The following is an 18,954-nucleotide window of genomic DNA, read 5'->3' on the forward strand; positions in this document are numbered from 1 at the left end:
AAGCCTTCTTCCCGACGGGAGGGGAGGCGGGAGAGGTCAGCGTCCGCTGAAGCGGGCCGGCCGCCGCTCGACGAAGGCGCGCACGCCCTCGGCCGCGTCCTCGCTGTTGGCCAGCCGCTGCTGCACGGGGATGAACTCCTCCATGGCGGCGAGCGGCCCTTGCTCGATGGCCTTCATGACATTGAGCCGCGTCGCGACCACCGCCAGCGGCGCCTGCGCCGCGATCCGCTGCGCGATGCGAAGCGCTTCCTCGAGCTCCTTGCCGGCGGGCACGACCTTCTGCACGAAGTTCAGCCGCAGGGCTTCGGCGCTGTCGAACTCGTCGGCCGTGAGCAGATGCAGCATCGCATTGCCCAGCCCCGCGCGCTCGGCCATGCGCAGGGTCGCGCCGCCGGTGGCCATGATCCCGCGCTGGACTTCCATCTGCGAGAAGCGGCAGTCGTCGGCCGCCACCACGATGTCCGCGCCGAGCATCAGCTCGATGCCCACCGTGAAGCAGATACCCTTGACCGCCACCACCATCGGCTTGGTGCGGCGGCGATAGCCGGCCGTGCCGAAGTCGTGCGGCTCCACCAGTCCGAGGGGAATCGCCTTCTCGCCGCGCTTCATGTACTCGGCCACGGCCGGCAGGTCCAGTCCGGCCGTGAAGTGGTCGCCGAAGGCGTGCAGCACGCCCACGCGCAGGGCCGGGTCGTCGTCGAGGCGGGTGTAGGCCTCGGCGAGTTCGCGGAACATGCGCGGCGTCCAGCCGTTGCGCTTGGCCGGCCGGTTGATGCCGATCAGCAGCACGTGGTCGAGCACCTGGGTGTCGATGCAGCCCTCCGGCGGCGGCGTGGTGGAAATGGCGGTCATGCGAAAGTCTCCTCGTTGTGTTCCGTGCCTAGGGGGAGTCAGTACGTGTACACGCCGCGGCCCGTCTTGCGGCCGAGCTGGCCGGCCGCGACCATTTCCTTGAGCAACGGGCAGGGCCGGTATTTGGAGTCGCCGAACTGTTCGAGGTAGACCTCCATCACCGCCAGGCAGACGTCGAGGCCGATCATGTCGGCCAGCGCCAGCGGCCCGATCGGCTGGTTGCAGCCGAGCTTCATGCCCGCGTCGATGTCTTCGGCCGTCGCCAGGCCTTCCGCCAGCACGAAGAAGGCCTCGTTGATCATCGGCACCAGGATGCGGTTGACCACGAAGCCCGGCGCGTTCTTCACGGTGATGGGCGACTTGCCCAGCCGCTCGGCCAGCGCCTTCACCGCGTCATGGGTGGCGTCGCTGGTGAGATAGCCGCGGATGATCTCCACCAGCGCCATCATCGGCACCGGGTTGAAGAAGTGCATGCCGATGAAGCGGTCGGGGCGCGAGGTGCTCGCGGCCAGCTGGGTGATCGAGATCGACGAGGTATTGGAGGCGATGATCACTTCGGGCGCGAGCAGGCCGTCGACCTGCTTGAGGATCCTGAGCTTGAGCTCGTGGTTCTCGGTCGCGGCCTCGATCACGAGCTGGGCGGCCTTGAGCTCGTCGTAGTTCGTCGAGCCCTTGATCAGTGCCAGCGCAGCGTCCTTCTGCGCGGTGCTCAGCTTGTCCTTCTTGATGAGCCGGTCGAGGCTGCCGGCCACCGTGGCCAGGCCCTTGTCGACCGCCGCCTGGGCGATGTCGACCATGACGACATTCACCCCTGCGACGGCGCATGCCTGGGCGATGCCGTTGCCCATCGTTCCCGCGCCAATGATGCCGACCGTCTGGATAGCCATGAGAAATGCTCCTTGAAGTGGAAAAAGTGGAATTCGCAGGATTGTGGAACAGCGCGCATCCCGGATCCGTTGCCGCTGGCGACAGCGTGCTTGATTTACAGTGCCGCGTACCCCTTCTTTCCACGGACTTCCACGGACCCACGCCATGACCACCCTCGGCACGCCTCTTTCCCCCACCGCCACCCGTGTGATGCTGCTCGGCTCCGGCGAACTCGGCAAGGAGGTGCTGATCGCGCTGCAGCGCCTGGGCGTGGAGACCATCGCGGTCGACCGCTACGAGAACGCCCCCGGCCAGCAGGTGGCGCACCACGCCCGCACCATCACCATGAGCGACTCCGCGCAGCTCAAGTCGCTGATCGAAGCCGAGAAGCCCCACCTGGTGGTGCCGGAGATCGAGGCCATCGCCACGCCGATGCTGCAGCAGCTCGAGGACGCCGGCGTGGTCCGCGTCATCCCGACCGCGCGCGCCGCGCGCCTGACGATGGACCGGGAAGGCATCCGTCGCCTCGCCGCCGAGACCCTGGGCGTTCCGACCAGTCCCTACAAGTTCTGCGATTCGCTGGCCGAGCTGCAGGCTGCGATCGACGCCGGCATCGGCTACCCCTGCATCGTCAAGCCGGTGATGAGCAGCTCGGGCAAGGGCCAGAGCAGGATCGACGGGCCGGCCGACGTGAAAAAGGCCTGGGACTACGCGATGGCCGGCGGCCGCGTGAGCCACGGCCGCGTGATCGTCGAAGGCTTCATCGACTTCGACTACGAGATCACGCTGCTCACGGTGCGCGCGCTCGACGCCACCGCCGCGGTGCGGACGCACTTCTGCGAACCCATCGGCCACGTGCAGGTGAGCGGCGACTATGTCGAGAGCTGGCAGCCGCATCCGATGGCGCCGGCCGCGCTGCGCAAGGCGCAGGAGATCGCGCAGGCCGTGACGGCCGACCTGGGCGGCCAGGGGCTCTTCGGCGTCGAGCTGTTCGTCAAGGGCGAGCAGGTCTGGTTCAGCGAGGTCAGCCCCCGGCCGCACGACACCGGCATGGTGACGATGGCGACGCAATGGCAGAACGAGTTCGAGCTGCATGCGCGCGCCATCCTCGGCCTGCCGGTCGACACCACGCTCAAGAGCCCGGGCGCCAGCGCGGTGATCTACGGCGGCGTGGATGCCGAGGGCATCGTCTTCGAGGGCGTGGCCGATGCCCTGCGCGTGTCGGGCACGGACCTGCGTCTCTTCGGCAAGCCCGAGAGCTTCGTCAAGCGCCGGATGGGCGTGGCGCTGGCGCACGCGGCGAACATCGAGACCGCGCGCCGCAACGCCAAGGAGGCGGCGTCGCGGGTCAGGCCGCGCCGGGCCTGAGCACGAGTCCCACGACAACCCACGGAGACACCCGCATGCTGCATCCCCAAGCCCGAGCTTTCCTGGACCTGCTCGCGCAGCGCAAGGTGCCGCCGACGCACACCCTGTCCGTCAGCGATGCGCGCAGGTTCTACCTGGAGCGGCGCAGCCTGACGCAGCCGGACCCGGCCCCGGTGGCCGAGGTGCGCGATCTCGACGCACAGGGCCCGCACGGCGCGATCCCGCTGCGGCTCTACCGCCCGCTGGGAAGCGACGCGGCTTCGCTGCTGCCGGCGTTGGTGTACTTCCATGGCGGCGGCTGGGTGATCGGCGACCTGGACACGCACGATGCGCTGTGCCGCGATCTTTCCAATCTCTCAGCCTGCGCGGTGGTCGCGGTCGATTACCGCCTGGCACCGGAGCATCGCTTTCCGGCCGCCGTGGACGACGCGCTCGCCGCCACGCGCTGGGTGCGCCAGCAAGCGGCCTCGCTCGGCATCGACGCCCGCCGCATGGCGGTGGGTGGCGACAGCGCGGGCGGCAATCTGGCGGCGGTGGTGGCGATCGCGGCTCGCGATGCCGGCGACCTGCCGCTCGCCTTTCAGCTGCTCATCTACCCCATCACCGACGCGCGGCGTGCCCATCCTTCCTATGCGCGCAATGGCCAGGGCTATGCGCTGACCAGCGACACGATGCGGTACTTCCATGACCACTACATCGAAGACCCGAAGGACGATCTCGACTGGCGCGCGTCGCCGCTGCTGCGCAAGGACCTTGAAGGTCTGCCGCCGGCGCTGGTGCTCACGGCCGGCTACGACCCGCTGCACGACGAGGGCCTGGACTATGCCCGCGCCCTGACCGAGGCCGGCAACAGCGCGGCCTGCGTGTGCTTCGAGCGCCAGATCCACGGCTTCGCCCTGATGGGCCGGCTGCTCGACGAGGCGCACGCCGCCGTCGGCCTCTGCGCCAGCGAGCTGAGCCGGGTACTGACGCCCGCGCGATGACCGTCTCCATGCGGTCGCACGAAGCGGTCTCCTAGGGAAAGTCCCGGCGCTTTGCGCGTCGTCCGGCCGGCCCTCGCCGCTACGATGCAGCGAGCAGCGCGACGCCGCCCGACGGGCCGCCCGACGCAGCGCCGAGGAGACGCCAACTTGGTCGACCGACAAGCGAGTGACGCAGCAAGCAGCGGCGCCCACGGGGCGCGGCTGATGTGGATCGGCATGCAGCGCGTGTTCTACGCGGGTCTTCTCGGGGCCGCTGCGCGGCGCAGCCTCGGCGGGTACGGTGTGTATGTGTCGCCGACGGGCGCGCCGCTGCGCATCCGCGTCGAGGGCGGCGGCTGGCGGCGCGGCGAGCTGCTCGTGGTGCCGCCTCAGGTGCCGCACCAGGTCGCAACCGAGCACCCGCTGATCCTCAATCTGCTGATCGAACCGGAGTCTGTCGAGCCCTCGCTGCTGCCCGCCTTCCTCCGGCAGTTCGGGCCGGTCGACGCGCCGGATTTCGCGGGGCGCGTTCGCCGTGGGCACTTGCGGCTGCTCGCCGCTTCGGGCCGGGAGAGCTTGGAGGGCTTCGACTTCGACATGCTCTTCTTCGGCGCGCCGCTCGCCCCCCGTGCGCTCGATGCGCGCATCCGCGCGGTGGTGGAGCGCATCAACGGCGACCCCGCCGCGGCGCTGTCGGCCGAGGCTTGCGCGGCGACGGTGGGGCTCTCGTTCTCGCGCTTCCTGCATCTGTTCAAGCAGGAGACCGGCGTCACCTACCGTGCCTTTCGCGCCTGGAAGCGGGCCCGCAGCCTGTTGCGCCATGTGCGGCAGGCCTCCACCCTGACCGACATCGCGCTCGACACCGGCTATCCCGACTCGACCCACTTCAGCCACTCGATACGCCAGGTCTACGGCCTGCGTCCCAGCGACATCCTCGCGGGCTCGCGGCGGCTCGCGGTGCATCAGTGATGCAGCTCATCCAGCTCCTGCTCTCGGGCATCGCGCAGGGCTGCATCTATGGCCTGATCGCGCTGGGCTTCGTGCTCATTTACAAGGCGACCGAGACGGTGAGTTTCGCGCAGGGCGAGCTCATGATGCTCGGCGCCTTCTGCGCCTTCGCGGGCATGTCGCTGTTCGGCCTCCCCTTCTGGCTGGCGGCGCTGCTGGCGATCGCGGCCATGGCGGCCTTCGGCGTGCTGCTGGAGCTGGTGGTGATCCGGCCGATCCTCGGTCAGCCGCAGTTCTCGGTCGTGATGCTGACCATCGGCATCGGCTATGTCGCGCGCGGGCTGGTCACCATGATCCCGGGCATCGGCACCGAGACGCAGACGCTGCCCGTGCCCTACAAGGACCAGATCTGGCAACTGGGCGGGCTGGTGGTCAACCTGGAGCAATTGGCCATCATCGTCTCGACCATCGTGCTGTGCGCGCTGCTCTTCGTGCTGTTTCGCTACAGCAAGATCGGCATCGCGATGCAGGCCTCCTCGCAGAACCAGCTCGCCGCCTACTACATGGGCATTCCGGTGAAGCGGCTCAATGGACTGGTGTGGGGCCTGGCCGCTGCGGTGGCGGCCATCGCGGGGATGCTGCTGGCGCCGATCACCTTCGTTCACGCCAACATGGGCTTCATCGGCCTCAAGGCCTTTCCGGCGGCGGTGGTGGGCGGCTTCGGCAGCCTGCCGGGGGCGATCGTCGGCGGGCTGGTGATCGGCACCGTCGAATCCTTCGCCGGCTTCTATCTGCCGGAGGGCTTCAAGGACATCGCTCCCTACATCGTGGTGCTCGTGATGCTGATGGTGAAGCCCAACGGCCTGTTCGGCCAGACGCTGCGCAAGAAGGTCTAGGCCTCGCACCATGCGCTTCATCTTCAAGACCAGCTATGCGCAGGACATCTCGCTGGCCAGGCATGGCGGCGATGTGTTCTGGTACGGCGCGCTCGGCGTGGCGCTGGTCGCGGCGCCCTGGTTGGTACCGGAGTACTGGCTGGCGCAGCTGACCTTCGTGCTGATCTACGGGATCGTCGGCCTCGGCCTGATGCTGCTGGCCGGCTTCACCGGCCAGTTCTCGCTCGGCCATGCGGCCTTCCTGGGCACGGGCGCCTATACGCAGGGCGTGCTGACCACGCTCGGCGTGCCCTTCCCGATCGCCTTGCTCGCCGCCGCCGCCCTGTCGGCCGCCGTCGGCGCGGTGGTCGCGCTGCCGGCGCTGCGCGTCAAGGGCATCTATCTCGGCATCGCGACGCTGGCCTTCGGCTTCATCGTCGAGGAGGTCTTCGCGCGCTGGGAGAGCGTGACGGGCGGCAATGCCGGGCTGCACGTGAGCGCGCCGGCGCTCTTCGGATGGGGGCTCGGTTCGAACGAGGGCTTCTATCTGGTGTGCCTCGTGGTCGCGGTGATCTGCACGCTCGCGATCCTGAACCTGCTGCGTTCGCCGACCGGCCGCGCCTTCGTCGCAATCCGGGATTCCGAGATCTCCGCGCAGAGCATGGGCATCCACCTGGCGCGCTACAAGACCCTGTCCTTCGCGATCTCGGCGGCGCTGGCCGGACTCGGTGGGGCGCTGTATGCGCACAAGCTGAGCTTCATCTCGCCGGACCAGTTCAGCATCCTGCAGTCGATCGACTTGCTGCTGCTGGTGGTGATTGGCGGGCTGGGCTCGGTGCATGGCGCGTTCCTGGGCGCGATCTTTCTCATCGCGATGCCGCAGTTGATCTCGCTGGGCAAGGACTGGCTGCCGCCGGGCATCGGCCAGGCGCCGGGCTTGCAGGGGCTGGTGTATGGCGCGGTGCTGATTGCCTTCGTCCTGTTCGAGCCGCTGGGCCTGTACGGGCGCTGGCTGAAGGTGCTCACCTATCTGCAGCTCTTCCCCTTCTATCGCAAAGGACTGTTCAAGCGGCAGAAGTCCTTCACCCGATCGGATCGACTCGGATGATGGCGGCTCCCGGCGATGTGCTCCTTTCCGCGCAGGACCTGAGCGTGCGCTTCGGCGGCGTGCTTGCCGTCAACCGGGTCAGCTTCGAGGTGCGGCGCGGCGAGGTGTTTACGCTGATCGGGCCCAACGGCGCCGGCAAGACGACGGTGTTCAACCTGATCAGCCGCATCTACACGCCGACCGCGGGCGAGATCGTCTGGCACGGCGACGCCGGCGAGCCGATCATGCTGACGCAGCAGGCGCCGCATGCCATCGCCGCGCTGGGCATCGCGCGGACCTTCCAGAACATCGAGCTGTTCGAGCATGCGACCGTGCTGCACAACCTCCTGGTCGGGCGCCATACGCACCGCAAGACCGGGTTCTGGAGCGAGGTCTTCTTCACGCCGGCCACGCGCCGCGCGGAGATGGAGGCGCGCGAGAAGGTGGAGCAGGTGATCGATCTGCTGGACCTGCAGCATCACCGCGATTCGATGGTGGCGGGTCTGCCCTACGGCGTGCGCAAGGTGGTCGAGCTGGCGCGCGCGCTGTGCACCGAGCCGAAGCTGCTGCTGCTCGACGAACCCTCGTCGGGGCTCAATGTGGAGGAGACGGCGGACATGGCCTTCTGGATCCAGGACATCCAGCATGAACTCGGCATTTCGGTGCTGATGGTGGAGCACGACATGTCGCTGGTGTCCAAGGTGTCGGATCGCGTGCTGGCCATGAACATGGGCGAGGCCCTGGCGTCGGGAACCCCGGGGGAGGTGCAGGCGGATGCCCGGGTGATCGAGGCCTATCTGGGGACCGTGGACGACCTGAGCGGCTTGAGGAGGCGCGCATGAGCGACATCGCCCCGATCCTCCAGTTGCTCAATGTCGAAAGCGCCTACGGCCCCATCAAGGCCATCCGCGGCGTCAGCCTCAAGGTGCGGCCGGGAGAGATCGCCACCGTGCTGGGCTCCAACGGCGCGGGCAAGACGACCATTCTCAAGACGATCTCCGGCATCATCGACCCCCGCAAGGGGAGCATCGAATTCCAGGGCCGCAACATCACGGCCCGCGACCCGGCCTGCATCGTCCAGCAGGGCCTGAGCCACGTCCCCGAGGGCCGGGAGGTCTTTCCGCTGCTGTCCGTCAAGGACAACCTCCTGATGGGCGCCTATACCCGCAAGGACCGCGACGGAGTGGCCCGCGACATCGAGACCGTCTACGCCTACTTCCCCATCCTGCGCGAGCGCGCCGCGCAGGACGCCGGCCTGCTCTCGGGCGGCCAGCAGCAGATGCTCGCGATCTCGCGCGCCATCATGGCCGCGCCGCGGCTGATCCTGCTGGACGAGCCCAGCCTCGGCCTCTCGCCCCGGCTCACCCGGGAGATCTTCGAGATCGTGGTGAGGATCAACCGCGAGCGCGGCACCACCATCCTGCTGGTCGAGCAGAACGCCAACATGGCGCTCAACGCCTCGGACTACGGCTACGTGCTGGAGAACGGCCGCATCGTGATGGAGGACAGCTGCGAACGCCTGCGCGAGAAGGACGACATCAAGGAGTTCTATCTCGGCCTCAAGGACGAAGGCGTGCGCGGCGAGCGGCGCTGGAAGAAGAGAAAGACCTGGCGATGAGCCGCATGCGAAGACGCCCATCCTCGCCCGGGCTCTGGGACCTGAGCCGAATCCAGCCCCGCGCGGACATCGTGGTGCCGGGAGAGACCGTTGCTGCCGTCTTCTGGAACGCCGCCCGCGCGCGCGGCGACAGGGTCTGGATGCGGCAGAAGGAACTGGGCATCTGGCGCTCCTGGACCTGGCGGCAGACGGCCGGCGCGGTGAGCGAGATCGCCGGCGGCCTGATGGCGATCGGCTTCGCGCCGGGCGAGTGCGCGTCGATCCTCGCGAACACCGTCGTCGAGTGGGTGCTGTGCGACCTGGCGGTGCTCAGCTGCGGCGGCGTGTCCAACGGCATCTACCCGACCGACGCGGCGTCGCAGGTGCATTACATCGCCGAGGATTCGCGCACCGTCATCCTCTTCGTTGAGGACGACGAGCAGCTCGACAAGGCACTCGAAGTGCGCGCCATGCTGCCCCTGCTGCGCAAGATCATCGTGTTCGACATGGAAGGCTTGCGCGAGCTCGACGATCCGGGCGTGATGAGCCTGGCCGCGCTGCGCGCGCTAGGCCGCGACCATCTGGAGCGCGACCCGCAGGCACTGGCGCAGCGCGTCGGCGCCTGCCGCCCCGAAGACCTCGCGATCCTGGTCTACACCTCGGGCACGACGGGCAAATCGAAGGGCGCGATGCACAGCCACCGCGGACTGGTGCACACCATGCGCGGCTACAACACGCTGGTCTCGCAGGACGAGAACGACGAGCGCATGTGCTTCCTGCCGCTGTGCCACATCGCCGAGCGCATGGGCGGCGAATACTTCGCGATGTACACCGGCGCCGTCCTGAACTTCGTCGAGAACCCGGAGACCGTGCCCGAGAACGTGCGCGAGATCGCGCCGACCGTCTTCACCGCCGTGCCCCGCGTGTGGGAGAAGTTCTATTCCGGCGTGATGATCTCGTTGCAGGAGGCGAGCCGCCTGCAGCAGGCGGCCTACGCGTGGAGCATCGGCGTCGGCACCGCCGTCGCCGAGCGTGTGCTCGCGGGCCGGCCGGTGGACGCCGTGCTGCGCTTCAAGTTCCGTCTCGCGCGCTGGCTGGCGCTGGACAATGTGCGCAAGCTGATCGGCATTCATCGCGCGCGCTTCCTGGTGACCGGCGCCGCGCCGATCTCGCCGGAGCTGGTGAAGTGGTACCTCGCGCTCGGCGTGCCGATGCTGGAGGTCTGGGGCATGACGGAATCGTGCGGCGCCGCCACCGGCGTGCCGGCGGGGCGCATCAAGCCGGGCTCCATCGGGCCCGCCGCGGGCTACAACGAGGTAAGCGTCGATCCGGTCAGCGGCGAGATCCTGGTGCGCGGCACCAACGTGTTCATGGGCTATCTCAATCTGCCGGAGAAGACCGCCGAGACCATCGATGCCCAGGGCTGGCTGCACACCGGCGACGTCGGCACGGTCGACGAGGACGGGTATTTCCGCATCACCGACCGGATGAAGGACATCATCATCACGGCAGGCGGCAAGAACATCACGCCGAGCGAGATCGAGAACGAACTCAAGTTCAGCCCGTACATCACCGATGCGGTCRTGATCGGCGATGCCAAACCCTACCTGACGGTGATCATCATGATCGACCAGGAGAACGTCGAGAAATTCGCGCAGGACCACGACGTGCCCTTCAGCAACTACAGCAGCCTGACGCGCGCGCGGGAGGTGCAGGACCTGATCCAGGGCGAGATCGACCGCGTCAACGCGAAGTTCGCGCGGGTCGAGCAGGTCAAGAAGTTCTTCCTGCTGGAGACGCAGCTCGGCGCCGAGGACGAAGAACTCACGCCGACCATGAAGCTCAAGCGCAAGCTGGTGCAGGCCAAGTACGCGCAGCGCATCGACGCCATGTACAGCTGAGCCGGCAGGGCGGGCAGCCGACCGTTTTCCTTCTGCCAACCATGAATCGAGGAGACACCCGTATGAAGCTCAAGACACTGATCCCCCTGGCCGCGGCCGCCGGTCTGGCGCTGGGCAGCGGCCTGGCCGGCGCGCAGCAGCAGGGTGTGAGCAAGGACGAGATTCGCATCGGCACGATCCAGGATCTGTCGGGACCGCTCGCGGGCTTCGGCAAGCAGGCGCGCAACGGCATGCAGCTGCGGGTGGACGAGATCAACGAGCAGGGCGGGGTGAACGGCCGCAAGCTCAAGCTCTTCGTGGAGGACTCGGGCTACGACCCCAAGAAGGCCGTGCTGGCGGCGCAGAAGCTGGTGAACCAGGACAAGATCTTCATCATGGCCGGCCACATCGGCACCGCGCAGAACATGGCAGCAATGCCGGTGCAGTTCGAGAAGAACGTCATCAACTTCTTTCCGATCACGGCGGCGCGCGAGATGTACGAGCCTTTCAACAGGCTCAAGTACTCCTTCGCCGCCACCTACTACGACCAGATCCGCGTCGCCTTGCCCAAGATGGTCAAGGACAAGGGCGCCAAGAAGGTCTGCACCATCTACCAGGACGACGAGTTCGGCCTCGAGGTGGAGCGCGGCGCCGAGGCCGGCCTGAAGACGGTGGGAATGGAGCTGGCAGAGAAGACCTCGTTCAAGCGAGGGGCGACCGACTTCTCGTCACAGGTCGCGAAGATGAAGGCGGCGGGCTGCGACCTGGTCGTGCTGGGCACCATCATCCGGGAGACCATCGGCACGGTGGGCGAATCGCGCAAGACGGGGTTCAATCCGACCTTCCTCGGCTCGAGCGCAGCCTACACCGACCTGATCCACAAGCTCGGGGGCAAGGCGATGGACGGCATCTACGCCACGATGACTGTGCAGAACCCCTACACGGACGAGCAATCGCAGCCCCTGCGCTTCTGGGCCAACAAGTACAAGACCAAGTTCAACGAGGACCCGACCGTGTTCTCGGTCTACGGCTACCTGATCATCGATTCCTTCATCCAGGCAGCGCAGAAAGCCGGGTCCAACCTCACGACCGACACCTTCATCAAGACCATGGATTCGATGGTCTTCGAGCCCGACATGTTCGGCTCGCCGAAGAGCACCTACTCGCCGACCAAGCGCCTGGGCAACGACCAGTCCCGTCTGTCGCAGATCGTGGACGGCAAGTGGAAGGTCGTCTCGGACTACGTCAGTCCGTGAGCTGGGGCCCCAGCGCTTCATCTCGTGTTCTGGCAGGCAACAAAAAAGGCTCCCGAGGGAGCCTTTTTCAGTGCTGAAGCCGCAAGGGCTTAGTAACCGCCACGGCTGCCGCCGCCGCCGCCACCACCGTAGCCGCCGCCGCCACCGCTGCGGCCACCACCGCCGCCGCCGCCGTAACCACCGCCGCCGCCGCCACCACCGTAGCCGCCGCCGCCACCGCCAGTGCGACCACCACCGCCGCCGCCGAAGCCGCCGGGCGAACGGGGCTCCATCGGACGGGCTTCATTGACGGTCAGGCTGCGGCCGTCGAGCGATTGGCCGTTCAGGCCTTCGATGGCTGCCAGTGCTTCCGCATCGGTGCCCATTTCGACGAAGCCGAAGCCCTTGGAGCGACCGCTGTCGCGTTCCATCATGACCTTGGCACTGGCGACGGAACCGTAGGCTGCGAAAGCCTGTTCCAGATCGTTGTCGCGCACGGAGTAAGCGAGGTTGCCTACGTAGAGTTTCTTGCCCATGGAGGGACTCCTAATCAAACCAAAAAAACAAAGCGATGGAGTCCCAGAATCACAACAAACTAAACAGCGCTGTGGCGCGAAACTGACCGATCACCGGATCACGTACCTGGAGCGGATACCTCAGGACGTCCCGGCATTGTCGTTCACTATCGGGCTTTTGGGGGAAATGCTTTTAGTTTTTGTAGCGAATTGCTTCAGAAGGGCAATTTGTCGCCTTGGCGCCATATTGCCCTACTTCCGGCGACGCAAGGGTTCCAGCAAGCCTTTCAGGCCGTTATGGTCGATTTCGTGCATCAGCGCCAACAGCCGGCCAATCTCCCCCTTGGGGAAGCCTTCGCGGGCGAACCACGTGAGGTAGTTGCCGGGCAGATCGGCGATCGGACAGCCCTTGTGCTTGCCGAAAGGCATCTCGAGGGTCAGCAGGCGTTCGAGGTCATCGGGCTTCATGGTGGCTATGCTCCCTCATCTTTACGGCTCTCGCATTCACGCTTTCAATCCCTCCATGCCATTCACTTCCCTGGGCCTCGATCCCGCCCTGGCGCGCGCCGCCGCCGAAAAAGGCTATGCCGTGCCCACCGCCATCCAGATCGAAGCCATCCCGGCCATTCTGCAGGGGCGCGACCTGCTGGGCTCGGCCCAGACCGGCTCAGGCAAGACGGCGGCATTCTCGCTGCCCTTGCTCCAGCGCCGGACGCGTGAGGCTTCCACATCGCCGCGCCGCCTGCGCGCGCTCGTGCTCGTGCCCACGCGTGAGCTCGCGGCGCAGGTCGGTGAGGCGATGCGCGGGCTGGCGCAGCATCTGCCGGCGCCGGTCAAGATCGCCGTGGCCTTCGGCGGCGTGTCTATCAACCCGCAGATGATGGCCTTGCGCGGCGGCGCGGACATCATGGTTGCCACGCCCGGCCGCCTGCTGGACCTGATCGACCACAACGCGCTCAAGCTGTCGTCGGTCTCGACGCTGGTGCTCGACGAGGCCGACCGCCTCTTCGATCTCGGCTTCGCGGAGGAACTCGGCCGCATCCTGGCGCTGCTGCCGCAGAAGCGCCAGAACCTGCTGTTCTCCGCGACCTTTCCGCCGGCGATCCAGTCGCTGGCCGACGGGCTGCTGCACGACCCGGTGCGGGCGGAGGCGCACTCGGCGCCTTCGGCGGAGCCCGACATCACCCAGCGCGCGATCGAAGTCGACGCCGGGCGGCGCACGCAGCTGCTGCGCCACCTGGTCCAGCACGAGAAGTGGGCGCGCGTGCTGGTCTTCGTCGCCACCAAGTACGCGGCGGAGATCGTGGCGGACAAGCTGCGCAAGGCCGGCATCGAGGCCGAGCCCTTCCACGGCGTGCTCAGCCAGGGCAAGCGCACGCAGGTGCTCGCGGACTTCAAGGCATCCAGGGTGCAGGTGGTGGTGGCCACCGACCTCGCGGCCCGCGGCATCGACGTGGTTCAACTGCCGGCGGTGGTGAACTACGACCTGCCGCGCTCCGCCGTCGACCATGTGCACCGCATCGGCCGCACGGGCCGCGCCGGCGAGAGCGGCGTCGCCGTGAGCTTCGTCAGCGCCGACACCGAAGCGCATTTCCGGCTCATCGAGAAGCGCCAGGGGCTGAACGTGCCGCGCGAGCAGGTGGCGGGCTTCGAGCCGGTGGAGACGGCCGTCGCCGCGAGTGGCCCGGGCAACGGCGGCGTCAAGGGCAAGCGCCCGAGCAAGAAGGACAAGCTGAGGGCGGCCGCCAGGTCTTCCTCGTCATGACTTCGGCGGCCGCTTCGCGATGCCCATGGTCTTCGCGAGGATGCCGAGCATCACTTCGTCCGCCCCGCCGCCGATCGATGCGAGCCGGCCGTCGCGGTACAGGCGCGACACGCGGTTCTCCCAGGTAAAGCCCATCCCGCCCCAGAACTGCAGGCAGGTGTCGGCCACTTCGCGCGTGAGGCGCCCGCACTTGAGCTTGGCCATCGAGGCGAGCGCGGTGACGTCCTCTCCCCGCACATGCAGATCGCAGGCGCGGTAGGTGAGCGCGCGCAAGGCCTCGACCTCGGTCTTGAGTTCGGCGAGCTTGAATTGCACCCACTGCTGGTCGGCCAGCGTGCCGCCGAAGAGCTGGCGCTGCTGCGCCCATTCGATGGTGTCGGCGATGCAGTCGTCCAGCGGTTCGAGGGAACTGGCGGCGCACCAGAGGCGCTCCTCCTGGAACTGCTGCATCTGGTAGACGAAGCCCTGGCCTTCCTCGCCGATGCGATGGCGCTGCGGCACGCGCACGTCGTCGAAGTAGATGAGGCCGGTGTCGCTCGAATGCATGCCGATCTTGCGAATCTTTCTTGCCTTCTCGATGCCGGGGCTGTCCATCGGCACGATGACGAGCGACTTGTTGCGGTGCGCCGGCCCGTCGCTGGTATTGACCAGCATGCACATCCAGTCGGCCTGCAGGCTGTTGGTGATCCACATCTTCTGGCCGCTGATCAGGTAGTCGTCGCCGTCCTTTCGCGCGTGGCTCTTGAGGCCGGCCACGTCGCTGCCCGCGCCGGGCTCGCTGACACCGATGCAGCCCACGGTGTCGCCGGCAATGGCGGGGGCCAGGAATTCGCGGCGCAGCGCGTCGCTGCCGAAGCGCGCGAGGGCGGGCGTGCACATGTCGGTCTGCACGCCCACAGCCATCGGCACGCCGCCGCAGCTCACATGACCCAGCGCCTCGGCCAGCGCCATCGAATAGGAATAGTCGAGGCCCGCGCCGCCGTATTCCACCGGTTTGTTGAGGCCCAACAGTCCGAGTGCGCCGAGCTTGCCGAAGACCTCGTGCGCAGGGAAGCTTTCGGCGGCCTCCCATTCGTCGACGCGCGGATTGATCTCCGCGTCGATGAAGCGACGCATCGTCTTCTGGATCTCGAGGTGCTCGTGGGTGTACTCCATGCACCGCACTCTAGACCTGGGCGAACGGCCATGCTTGCGGGAATTGGCTACAGGCTGTTGCCGCGAAGAGCGCCACTCGCGGATGCCTCCGCTGGCATGCAGCCCAGGCCTTCGAGCGTGGCGCCGACCGCGAGGTCCAGTGGCGTGTGCGGCTCGCTGCCGAGCACCGAGAGCAAGCGCGCGTTGCGCAGGCGCAGGGGCTGCTGCCACAGGTAGCGCATCTCGCGCAGCTCGCGCAACAGGGGTACAAAGGGCCACGCCAGGGTCAGCAGCCACCAGGGGAAGGGCTTGACCGGCAGCTCGGGCCGGCCGCAGGCGCGCCGGATGGCCGCCTGCATCTGCGTGCCGTCGGCATCCCAGTGGCCGTTGAAGTGGAAGGTGTCGAAGCGCGCCAGCGCGCCCTCGCGCTCGACCAGCTGGGCGATGGTCTCGGCGAGGTCGGGCAGGTAGGCCCACTGATGGCCCACGCCGGGTCGGCCGGGGTCGGTGATCGCCTGGAGCGGCTGGCCGGGCTTCACCAGCCCCTGGGAGAACCAGTTGTTGCCCGCTCTCGGACCGAAGAAGTCGCCGGCGCGCACGACCAGCGCGCGCACGCCGCGCTGCTGCGCGGCTTCGCGCAGGCGCTGCTCGAGCTGAACGCGAATCGCGCCCTTGTGTGTCAATGGATGCTGCGGCGAGCTTTCGACCAGGTCGGGGAAGGCGTCCGGCCCGTAGTTGTAGACGGTGCCCGGCAGCACGATGCGCGCGCCCGAGACCTCGGCCGCGCGGATCGTGCTGTCGATCATGGGAAGCACGAGGCGCTTCCAGTTGCGGTAGCCGGGTGGATTGACCGCGTGGACGATCAGCGAGGCACCGCTCGCCGCGGCGATGACGCTTTGCGCGTCCAGCGCGTCGCCCGCCACCCATTTCGGCCGGGCCGTGCCGGCTGGCCATAGCGCCGCAGCGCTGGCGGGGTCACGCGCCAGCGCCCGCACTTGCCAGCCGTGCCGCAGCAGGGCCGCCGCCGCTTCGCCGCCGATACCGCCCGTCGCACCGAGCACCAATGCCAGACCTCGTTCCATGACGCATTCCTTTCGTGAAGAAGCCCATTCTTGAGTAGGCGCGGGATGAACACAATTGGCGAATTGGTGCCATCGGCTAGTATGAAATGTATGAACACGAATCCATTGGACTGGGAGCGCCAGCGCGCCTTTCTGGCTGTTCTGCGCGAGGGCAGCCTGTCGGCCGCGGCGAGGGTTCTCGACGTTGCGCAGCCCACGGTGCGCCGGCGGCTCGACGCCCTGGAGCGCTCGATCGGCGTGGCGCTCTTCACGCGCTCGCCCAGCGGGCTTTCGCCCACCGACGCGGCGCGGGAGCTGGGCGCGCATGCGGAAACCATGGCGGCGGCGGCCGATGCGTTCGCGCGGGCGGCCTCCGCGGGCACCGATGCCGCTTCGGGCACCGTTCGCATCAGCGCCAGCGACGTGGTGGGCGCCGAGGTGTTGCCGGCAATCCTGGCTGGGCTGCAGGATGCGCAGCCGGGACTGGTGTTCGAGCTCAGCCTGACCAACCGCACGGAGGATCTGCTGCGTCACGAGGCCGACATCGCGGTGCGGATGGTGAAGCCCACGCAGGCGGCCCTGGTGGCGACGCGGGCGGGCGTGGTGGAGCTGGGGCTGTTCGCCAGGTCCGCGTACCTGGAGAAGCACGGCACGCCGGCCAGTCTGGATCAGCTCTCCCGCTTCGCGCTGATCGGCCCCGACCGCGACACGGCCGACCTTCGCGCCTTGCGGGCGGGCGGCCTCGACCTGAAGCGCTCGATGTTCACTTGCCGCACCGACAGCCACCTGGCGCAGCTGGGGGCCATCCGGGCGGGGCTGGGGATCGGTATCTGCCAGAAGGGCATCGCGCGGCGCGATGCCGCGCTGGCGCCCGTGCTGCCCGACGTGTTCTCCGCGGGCCTCGAAACCTGGGTCACCATGCACGAGGATCTGCGGCGCGTGAAGCGGGTGCGGGCGACCTTCGGCTATCTGGTGAGCGCGTTGTCCGCCTACTGCGCGGGCGGTTGACGCACGGGGCTCAGGCCCGGAACCGCTTGCGCGTCAGTCCCAGCGCGGCCCAGAAGGCGGCGACGGTGTAGGCCAACAGCACCGCCAGATGCAGCCAGGCATCTGCCGGCCACTGATCCATGAACAGCGGCCTCACCAGCGCCACTGCGTTGGCCAGGGGCAACCAGGCCGCCACCGCGCGCACGGCACCCGGCAGTTGCTCCAGCGGAAAGAACACGCCCGACAGGAACATCATCGGCGTCAGGAAGAGCGTGAAGTAGTAGGTGAAGAAATCGTAGCCCTTGGCCAGCGCATTGAAGATCAGCGCGATGCACGAGAAGGTCACGCCAGCCCCGGCCAGCACGACCCACGCGACGAAGAGCTTCGGGCTGTGGCTGATGTTCAAGGCCAGCATCACGAAGAGAATCGCCGTGGTGGTGAAGATCGCCTTGAAGGAGGCCCAGAGCATCTCGGCCAGCACGACGTCGTCCAGCCCCACGGGCGCGTTCATGATGCCGTCCCAGGTCTTCTGCACGTGCATGCGCGAGAAGGCGGAATACAGGGCCTCGAAGGAAGCGGCGTTCATCGCGCTCATGCAGATGGAGCCGCTGGCAAGGAAGAGGATGTAGGGCACGCTGGTGCCGTCGACCACGACCCTGCCCACCAGCGCGCCCATGCCGTAGCCGAAGGCGACCAGCCAGATCAGCGGTTCGGCGATGTTGCCGATCAGGCTGGGGGTCGCGAGCTTGCGCCACACCAGCAGGTTGCGCAGGAACACCGGCCACCAGAGCATCGACAGCTCGGGCGGGCGCCATACCGAACGCGCTGCCGGATTCGATGGGGAATGGACCACGCTGTTCAACCGTCCTCCCGGATCTTGCGGCCCGTCAGCTTGAGGAACAGGTCCTCCAGGTTGGCCGGACGATGAAAGGTGCGCAGGCCGCCGTGGTCCCCCAGCGCGGCCAACAGCCCGCGCGCGTCCTGCGTGTAGAAGAACACCGTCTCGCCGCTGACCTCGACGCGGGCGGCGAATTCCTTGAGCGGCGACTGCGCCAGGGCGAGCGCGCCGGCGCCGTAGACCTCGACCACATCGGGCTCCAGGTGCTCGGCGATCAGGTCGCGCGGCCGGCCCTCGGCGATCTTGCGGCCGTGGTCCAGCACCAGCAGGCGCGAGCACAGGCGCTCCGCCTCGTCCATGAAGTGCGTGGTGAGCAGGATCGACTTGCCCTGTTGCAGCAGCACCTGCAGCCGCTCCCACATGAGGTGCCGCGCCTGCGGGTCGAGGCCGGTGGTGGGTTCGTCGAGCATCAGGAGCTTCGGGTCGTTGACCAGTGCGCGCGCGAGCGACAGGCGCCGGCGCATGCCGCCCGAGAGCTCGCCCGGCTTGGCATCGGCCTTGTGCGACAGGGCCGCGAACTCCAGCAATTCGGGGATGCGCGGGGCGATGTCGCGGCGGCGCATGCCGAAGTAGCGCGCGTAGACCATCAGGTTCTCCGCGCAGCTGAAGTCGGGGTCGAGCGTGTCGAACTGGCTCACGACGCCCAGCTGCGCCTTGATGGCGCGCGCGTCACGCGGCATCGAGAGGCCGCCGAGCGCCTCGATGGTGCCGTGGTCGGGAACCGTGAGCCCCAGGCACATGCGAATGGTGGTGGTCTTGCCGGCCCCGTTGGGCCCGATCACGCCAAGACATTCGCCCGGCGCGATCTCGAACGACAGGTCGTCGACGACGGTCGTCGTTCCATAGCGTTTGACCAGATGGCTGGCCTGGAGGAGGGGCGTCGGCACCGCGGCATTGTGGCGCATGCGAGCGGCTTGTCCGGC

Annotated in this window: 19 protein-coding genes; 11 read left to right on the top strand and 8 right to left on the bottom strand. The window is 67.8% G+C overall.

Annotation, left to right across the window (positions count from 1 at the left end; all coding sequences use genetic code 11):
• Window positions 1-36: 36 nt before the first annotated feature.
• Together AC1DNF_RS20910 and AC1DNF_RS20915 are read right to left on the bottom strand one after the other, a co-directional pair.
• Window positions 37-852: a crotonase/enoyl-CoA hydratase family protein gene (locus tag AC1DNF_RS20910; RefSeq protein ID WP_478150536.1), complete on the bottom strand. Its 816-nt coding sequence runs from the start codon at window positions 850-852 to the stop codon at window positions 37-39.
• A gap of 38 nt (window positions 853-890) precedes the next feature.
• Entirely contained in the window at window positions 891-1,739 is an 849-nt protein-coding gene (locus tag AC1DNF_RS20915; protein ID WP_478150537.1) for a 3-hydroxybutyryl-CoA dehydrogenase, read from the bottom strand.
• Window positions 1,740-1,884: 145 nt separating this feature from the next.
• Between AC1DNF_RS20915 and purT the strand changes: the two genes are divergently transcribed.
• The 9 genes from purT (at window position 1,885) to AC1DNF_RS20960 (ending at window position 11,692) form a co-directional block, all read left to right on the top strand.
• The gene (gene purT, locus AC1DNF_RS20920; RefSeq protein WP_478150538.1) at window positions 1,885-3,087 is read left to right on the top strand and encodes a formate-dependent phosphoribosylglycinamide formyltransferase; all 1,203 of its coding nucleotides are present in this window, start codon (window positions 1,885-1,887) and stop codon (window positions 3,085-3,087) included.
• Between the two features lie 35 nt (window positions 3,088-3,122).
• Window positions 3,123-4,070: an alpha/beta hydrolase gene (locus tag AC1DNF_RS20925; protein ID WP_478150539.1), complete on the top strand. Its 948-nt coding sequence runs from the start codon at window positions 3,123-3,125 to the stop codon at window positions 4,068-4,070.
• A 147-nt stretch (window positions 4,071-4,217) separates the two neighbouring features.
• Entirely contained in the window at window positions 4,218-5,018 is an 801-nt protein-coding gene (locus AC1DNF_RS20930; RefSeq protein ID WP_478150540.1) for an AraC family transcriptional regulator, read from the top strand.
• Window positions 5,018-5,893, top strand: a complete 876-nt coding sequence (locus tag AC1DNF_RS20935; RefSeq protein ID WP_478150541.1) for a branched-chain amino acid ABC transporter permease — start codon at window positions 5,018-5,020, stop codon at window positions 5,891-5,893. The genes AC1DNF_RS20930 and AC1DNF_RS20935 overlap by 1 nt, the downstream gene beginning before the upstream one ends.
• A 10-nt stretch (window positions 5,894-5,903) precedes the next feature.
• Window positions 5,904-6,980 carry a branched-chain amino acid ABC transporter permease gene (locus tag AC1DNF_RS20940; RefSeq protein ID WP_478150542.1) on the top strand — a complete coding sequence of 359 codons (1,077 nt, stop codon included), beginning with the start codon at window positions 5,904-5,906 and terminating at the stop codon, window positions 6,978-6,980.
• A complete protein-coding gene (locus AC1DNF_RS20945; protein ID WP_478150566.1) occupies window positions 6,980-7,801 on the top strand; it encodes an ABC transporter ATP-binding protein in 822 nt (273 codons plus the stop codon). The genes AC1DNF_RS20940 and AC1DNF_RS20945 overlap by 1 nt, the downstream gene beginning before the upstream one ends.
• Entirely contained in the window at window positions 7,798-8,577 is a 780-nt protein-coding gene (locus AC1DNF_RS20950) for an ABC transporter ATP-binding protein (RefSeq protein WP_478150543.1), read from the top strand. Before AC1DNF_RS20945 ends, AC1DNF_RS20950 begins: the two co-directional genes overlap by 4 nt.
• Window positions 8,578-8,582: 5 nt before the next feature.
• On the top strand, window positions 8,583-10,457 hold the full coding sequence (locus tag AC1DNF_RS20955) for an AMP-dependent synthetase/ligase (RefSeq protein WP_478150567.1): 1,875 nt from the start codon (window positions 8,583-8,585) through the stop codon (window positions 10,455-10,457).
• Window positions 10,458-10,519: 62 nt separating this feature from the next.
• Window positions 10,520-11,692, top strand: coding sequence for an ABC transporter substrate-binding protein (locus tag AC1DNF_RS20960; RefSeq protein ID WP_478150544.1), 1,173 nt, complete (start codon window positions 10,520-10,522; stop codon window positions 11,690-11,692).
• Between the two features lie 89 nt (window positions 11,693-11,781).
• On the opposite strand, the gene AC1DNF_RS20965 is transcribed toward AC1DNF_RS20960, so the two are convergent.
• Together AC1DNF_RS20965 and AC1DNF_RS20970 are read right to left on the bottom strand one after the other, a co-directional pair.
• Complete coding sequence (locus AC1DNF_RS20965; protein ID WP_478150545.1) at window positions 11,782-12,207, bottom strand: RNA recognition motif domain-containing protein; 426 nt, start codon at window positions 12,205-12,207, stop codon at window positions 11,782-11,784.
• A gap of 231 nt (window positions 12,208-12,438) precedes the next feature.
• On the bottom strand, window positions 12,439-12,654 hold the full coding sequence (locus tag AC1DNF_RS20970) for a DUF3820 family protein (RefSeq protein ID WP_478150546.1): 216 nt from the start codon (window positions 12,652-12,654) through the stop codon (window positions 12,439-12,441).
• Between the two features lie 55 nt (window positions 12,655-12,709).
• On the opposite strand from AC1DNF_RS20970, the gene AC1DNF_RS20975 reads away from it, so the two are divergent.
• Entirely contained in the window at window positions 12,710-13,951 is a 1,242-nt protein-coding gene (locus tag AC1DNF_RS20975; RefSeq protein ID WP_478150547.1) for a DEAD/DEAH box helicase, read from the top strand.
• Here the strand turns inward: AC1DNF_RS20975 and AC1DNF_RS20980 are convergent.
• Both AC1DNF_RS20980 and AC1DNF_RS20985 read right to left on the bottom strand, forming a co-directional pair.
• Window positions 13,946-15,106 carry an acyl-CoA dehydrogenase family protein gene (locus tag AC1DNF_RS20980; RefSeq protein WP_478150548.1) on the bottom strand — a complete coding sequence of 387 codons (1,161 nt, stop codon included), beginning with the start codon at window positions 15,104-15,106 and terminating at the stop codon, window positions 13,946-13,948. The genes AC1DNF_RS20975 and AC1DNF_RS20980 overlap by 6 nt on opposite strands.
• Before the next feature lie 47 nt (window positions 15,107-15,153).
• The gene (locus tag AC1DNF_RS20985) at window positions 15,154-16,167 is read right to left on the bottom strand and encodes an NAD-dependent epimerase/dehydratase family protein (RefSeq protein ID WP_478150549.1); all 1,014 of its coding nucleotides are present in this window, start codon (window positions 16,165-16,167) and stop codon (window positions 15,154-15,156) included.
• Window positions 16,168-16,257: 90 nt separating this feature from the next.
• Between AC1DNF_RS20985 and AC1DNF_RS20990 the strand changes: the two genes are divergently transcribed.
• Entirely contained in the window at window positions 16,258-17,154 is an 897-nt protein-coding gene (locus AC1DNF_RS20990) for a LysR family transcriptional regulator (RefSeq protein WP_478150550.1), read from the top strand.
• A gap of 10 nt (window positions 17,155-17,164) precedes the next feature.
• Here the strand turns inward: AC1DNF_RS20990 and AC1DNF_RS20995 are convergent, their stop codons facing one another.
• Both AC1DNF_RS20995 and AC1DNF_RS21000 read right to left on the bottom strand, forming a co-directional pair.
• On the bottom strand, window positions 17,165-17,926 hold the full coding sequence (locus AC1DNF_RS20995) for an ABC transporter permease (protein WP_478150568.1): 762 nt from the start codon (window positions 17,924-17,926) through the stop codon (window positions 17,165-17,167).
• Between the two features lie 65 nt (window positions 17,927-17,991).
• Window positions 17,992-18,936, bottom strand: a complete 945-nt coding sequence (locus AC1DNF_RS21000; protein ID WP_478150551.1) for an ATP-binding cassette domain-containing protein — start codon at window positions 18,934-18,936, stop codon at window positions 17,992-17,994.
• Window positions 18,937-18,954 lie beyond the last annotated feature (18 nt).

The sequence above is a fragment of the Variovorax sp. 01T432 genome, from assembly GCF_056398605.1.

Excerpts from the sequence above, each read along its gene's own strand:
- AC1DNF_RS20910 (WP_478150536.1), bottom strand. The coding sequence starts at position 852 with ATGACCGCCATTTCCACCACGCCGCCGCCGGAGGGCTGCATCGACACC.
- AC1DNF_RS20915 (WP_478150537.1), bottom strand. The coding sequence starts at position 1,739 with ATGGCTATCCAGACGGTCGGCATCATTGGCGCGGGAACGATGGGCAAC.
- purT (WP_478150538.1), top strand. The coding sequence starts at position 1,885 with ATGACCACCCTCGGCACGCCTCTTTCCCCCACCGCCACCCGTGTGATG.
- AC1DNF_RS20925 (WP_478150539.1), top strand. The coding sequence starts at position 3,123 with ATGCTGCATCCCCAAGCCCGAGCTTTCCTGGACCTGCTCGCGCAGCGC.
- AC1DNF_RS20935 (WP_478150541.1), top strand. The coding sequence starts at position 5,018 with ATGCAGCTCATCCAGCTCCTGCTCTCGGGCATCGCGCAGGGCTGCATC.
- AC1DNF_RS20940 (WP_478150542.1), top strand. The coding sequence starts at position 5,904 with ATGCGCTTCATCTTCAAGACCAGCTATGCGCAGGACATCTCGCTGGCC.
- AC1DNF_RS20945 (WP_478150566.1), top strand. The coding sequence starts at position 6,980 with ATGGCGGCTCCCGGCGATGTGCTCCTTTCCGCGCAGGACCTGAGCGTG.
- AC1DNF_RS20950 (WP_478150543.1), top strand. The coding sequence starts at position 7,798 with ATGAGCGACATCGCCCCGATCCTCCAGTTGCTCAATGTCGAAAGCGCC.
- AC1DNF_RS20960 (WP_478150544.1), top strand. The coding sequence starts at position 10,520 with ATGAAGCTCAAGACACTGATCCCCCTGGCCGCGGCCGCCGGTCTGGCG.
- AC1DNF_RS20965 (WP_478150545.1), bottom strand. The coding sequence starts at position 12,207 with ATGGGCAAGAAACTCTACGTAGGCAACCTCGCTTACTCCGTGCGCGAC.
- AC1DNF_RS20970 (WP_478150546.1), bottom strand. The coding sequence starts at position 12,654 with ATGAAGCCCGATGACCTCGAACGCCTGCTGACCCTCGAGATGCCTTTC.
- AC1DNF_RS20975 (WP_478150547.1), top strand. The coding sequence starts at position 12,710 with ATGCCATTCACTTCCCTGGGCCTCGATCCCGCCCTGGCGCGCGCCGCC.
- AC1DNF_RS20980 (WP_478150548.1), bottom strand. The coding sequence starts at position 15,106 with ATGGAGTACACCCACGAGCACCTCGAGATCCAGAAGACGATGCGTCGC.
- AC1DNF_RS20985 (WP_478150549.1), bottom strand. The coding sequence starts at position 16,167 with ATGGAACGAGGTCTGGCATTGGTGCTCGGTGCGACGGGCGGTATCGGC.
- AC1DNF_RS20990 (WP_478150550.1), top strand. The coding sequence starts at position 16,258 with ATGAACACGAATCCATTGGACTGGGAGCGCCAGCGCGCCTTTCTGGCT.
- AC1DNF_RS20995 (WP_478150568.1), bottom strand. The coding sequence starts at position 17,926 with ATGCTCTGGTGGCCGGTGTTCCTGCGCAACCTGCTGGTGTGGCGCAAG.
- AC1DNF_RS21000 (WP_478150551.1), bottom strand. The coding sequence starts at position 18,936 with ATGCGCCACAATGCCGCGGTGCCGACGCCCCTCCTCCAGGCCAGCCAT.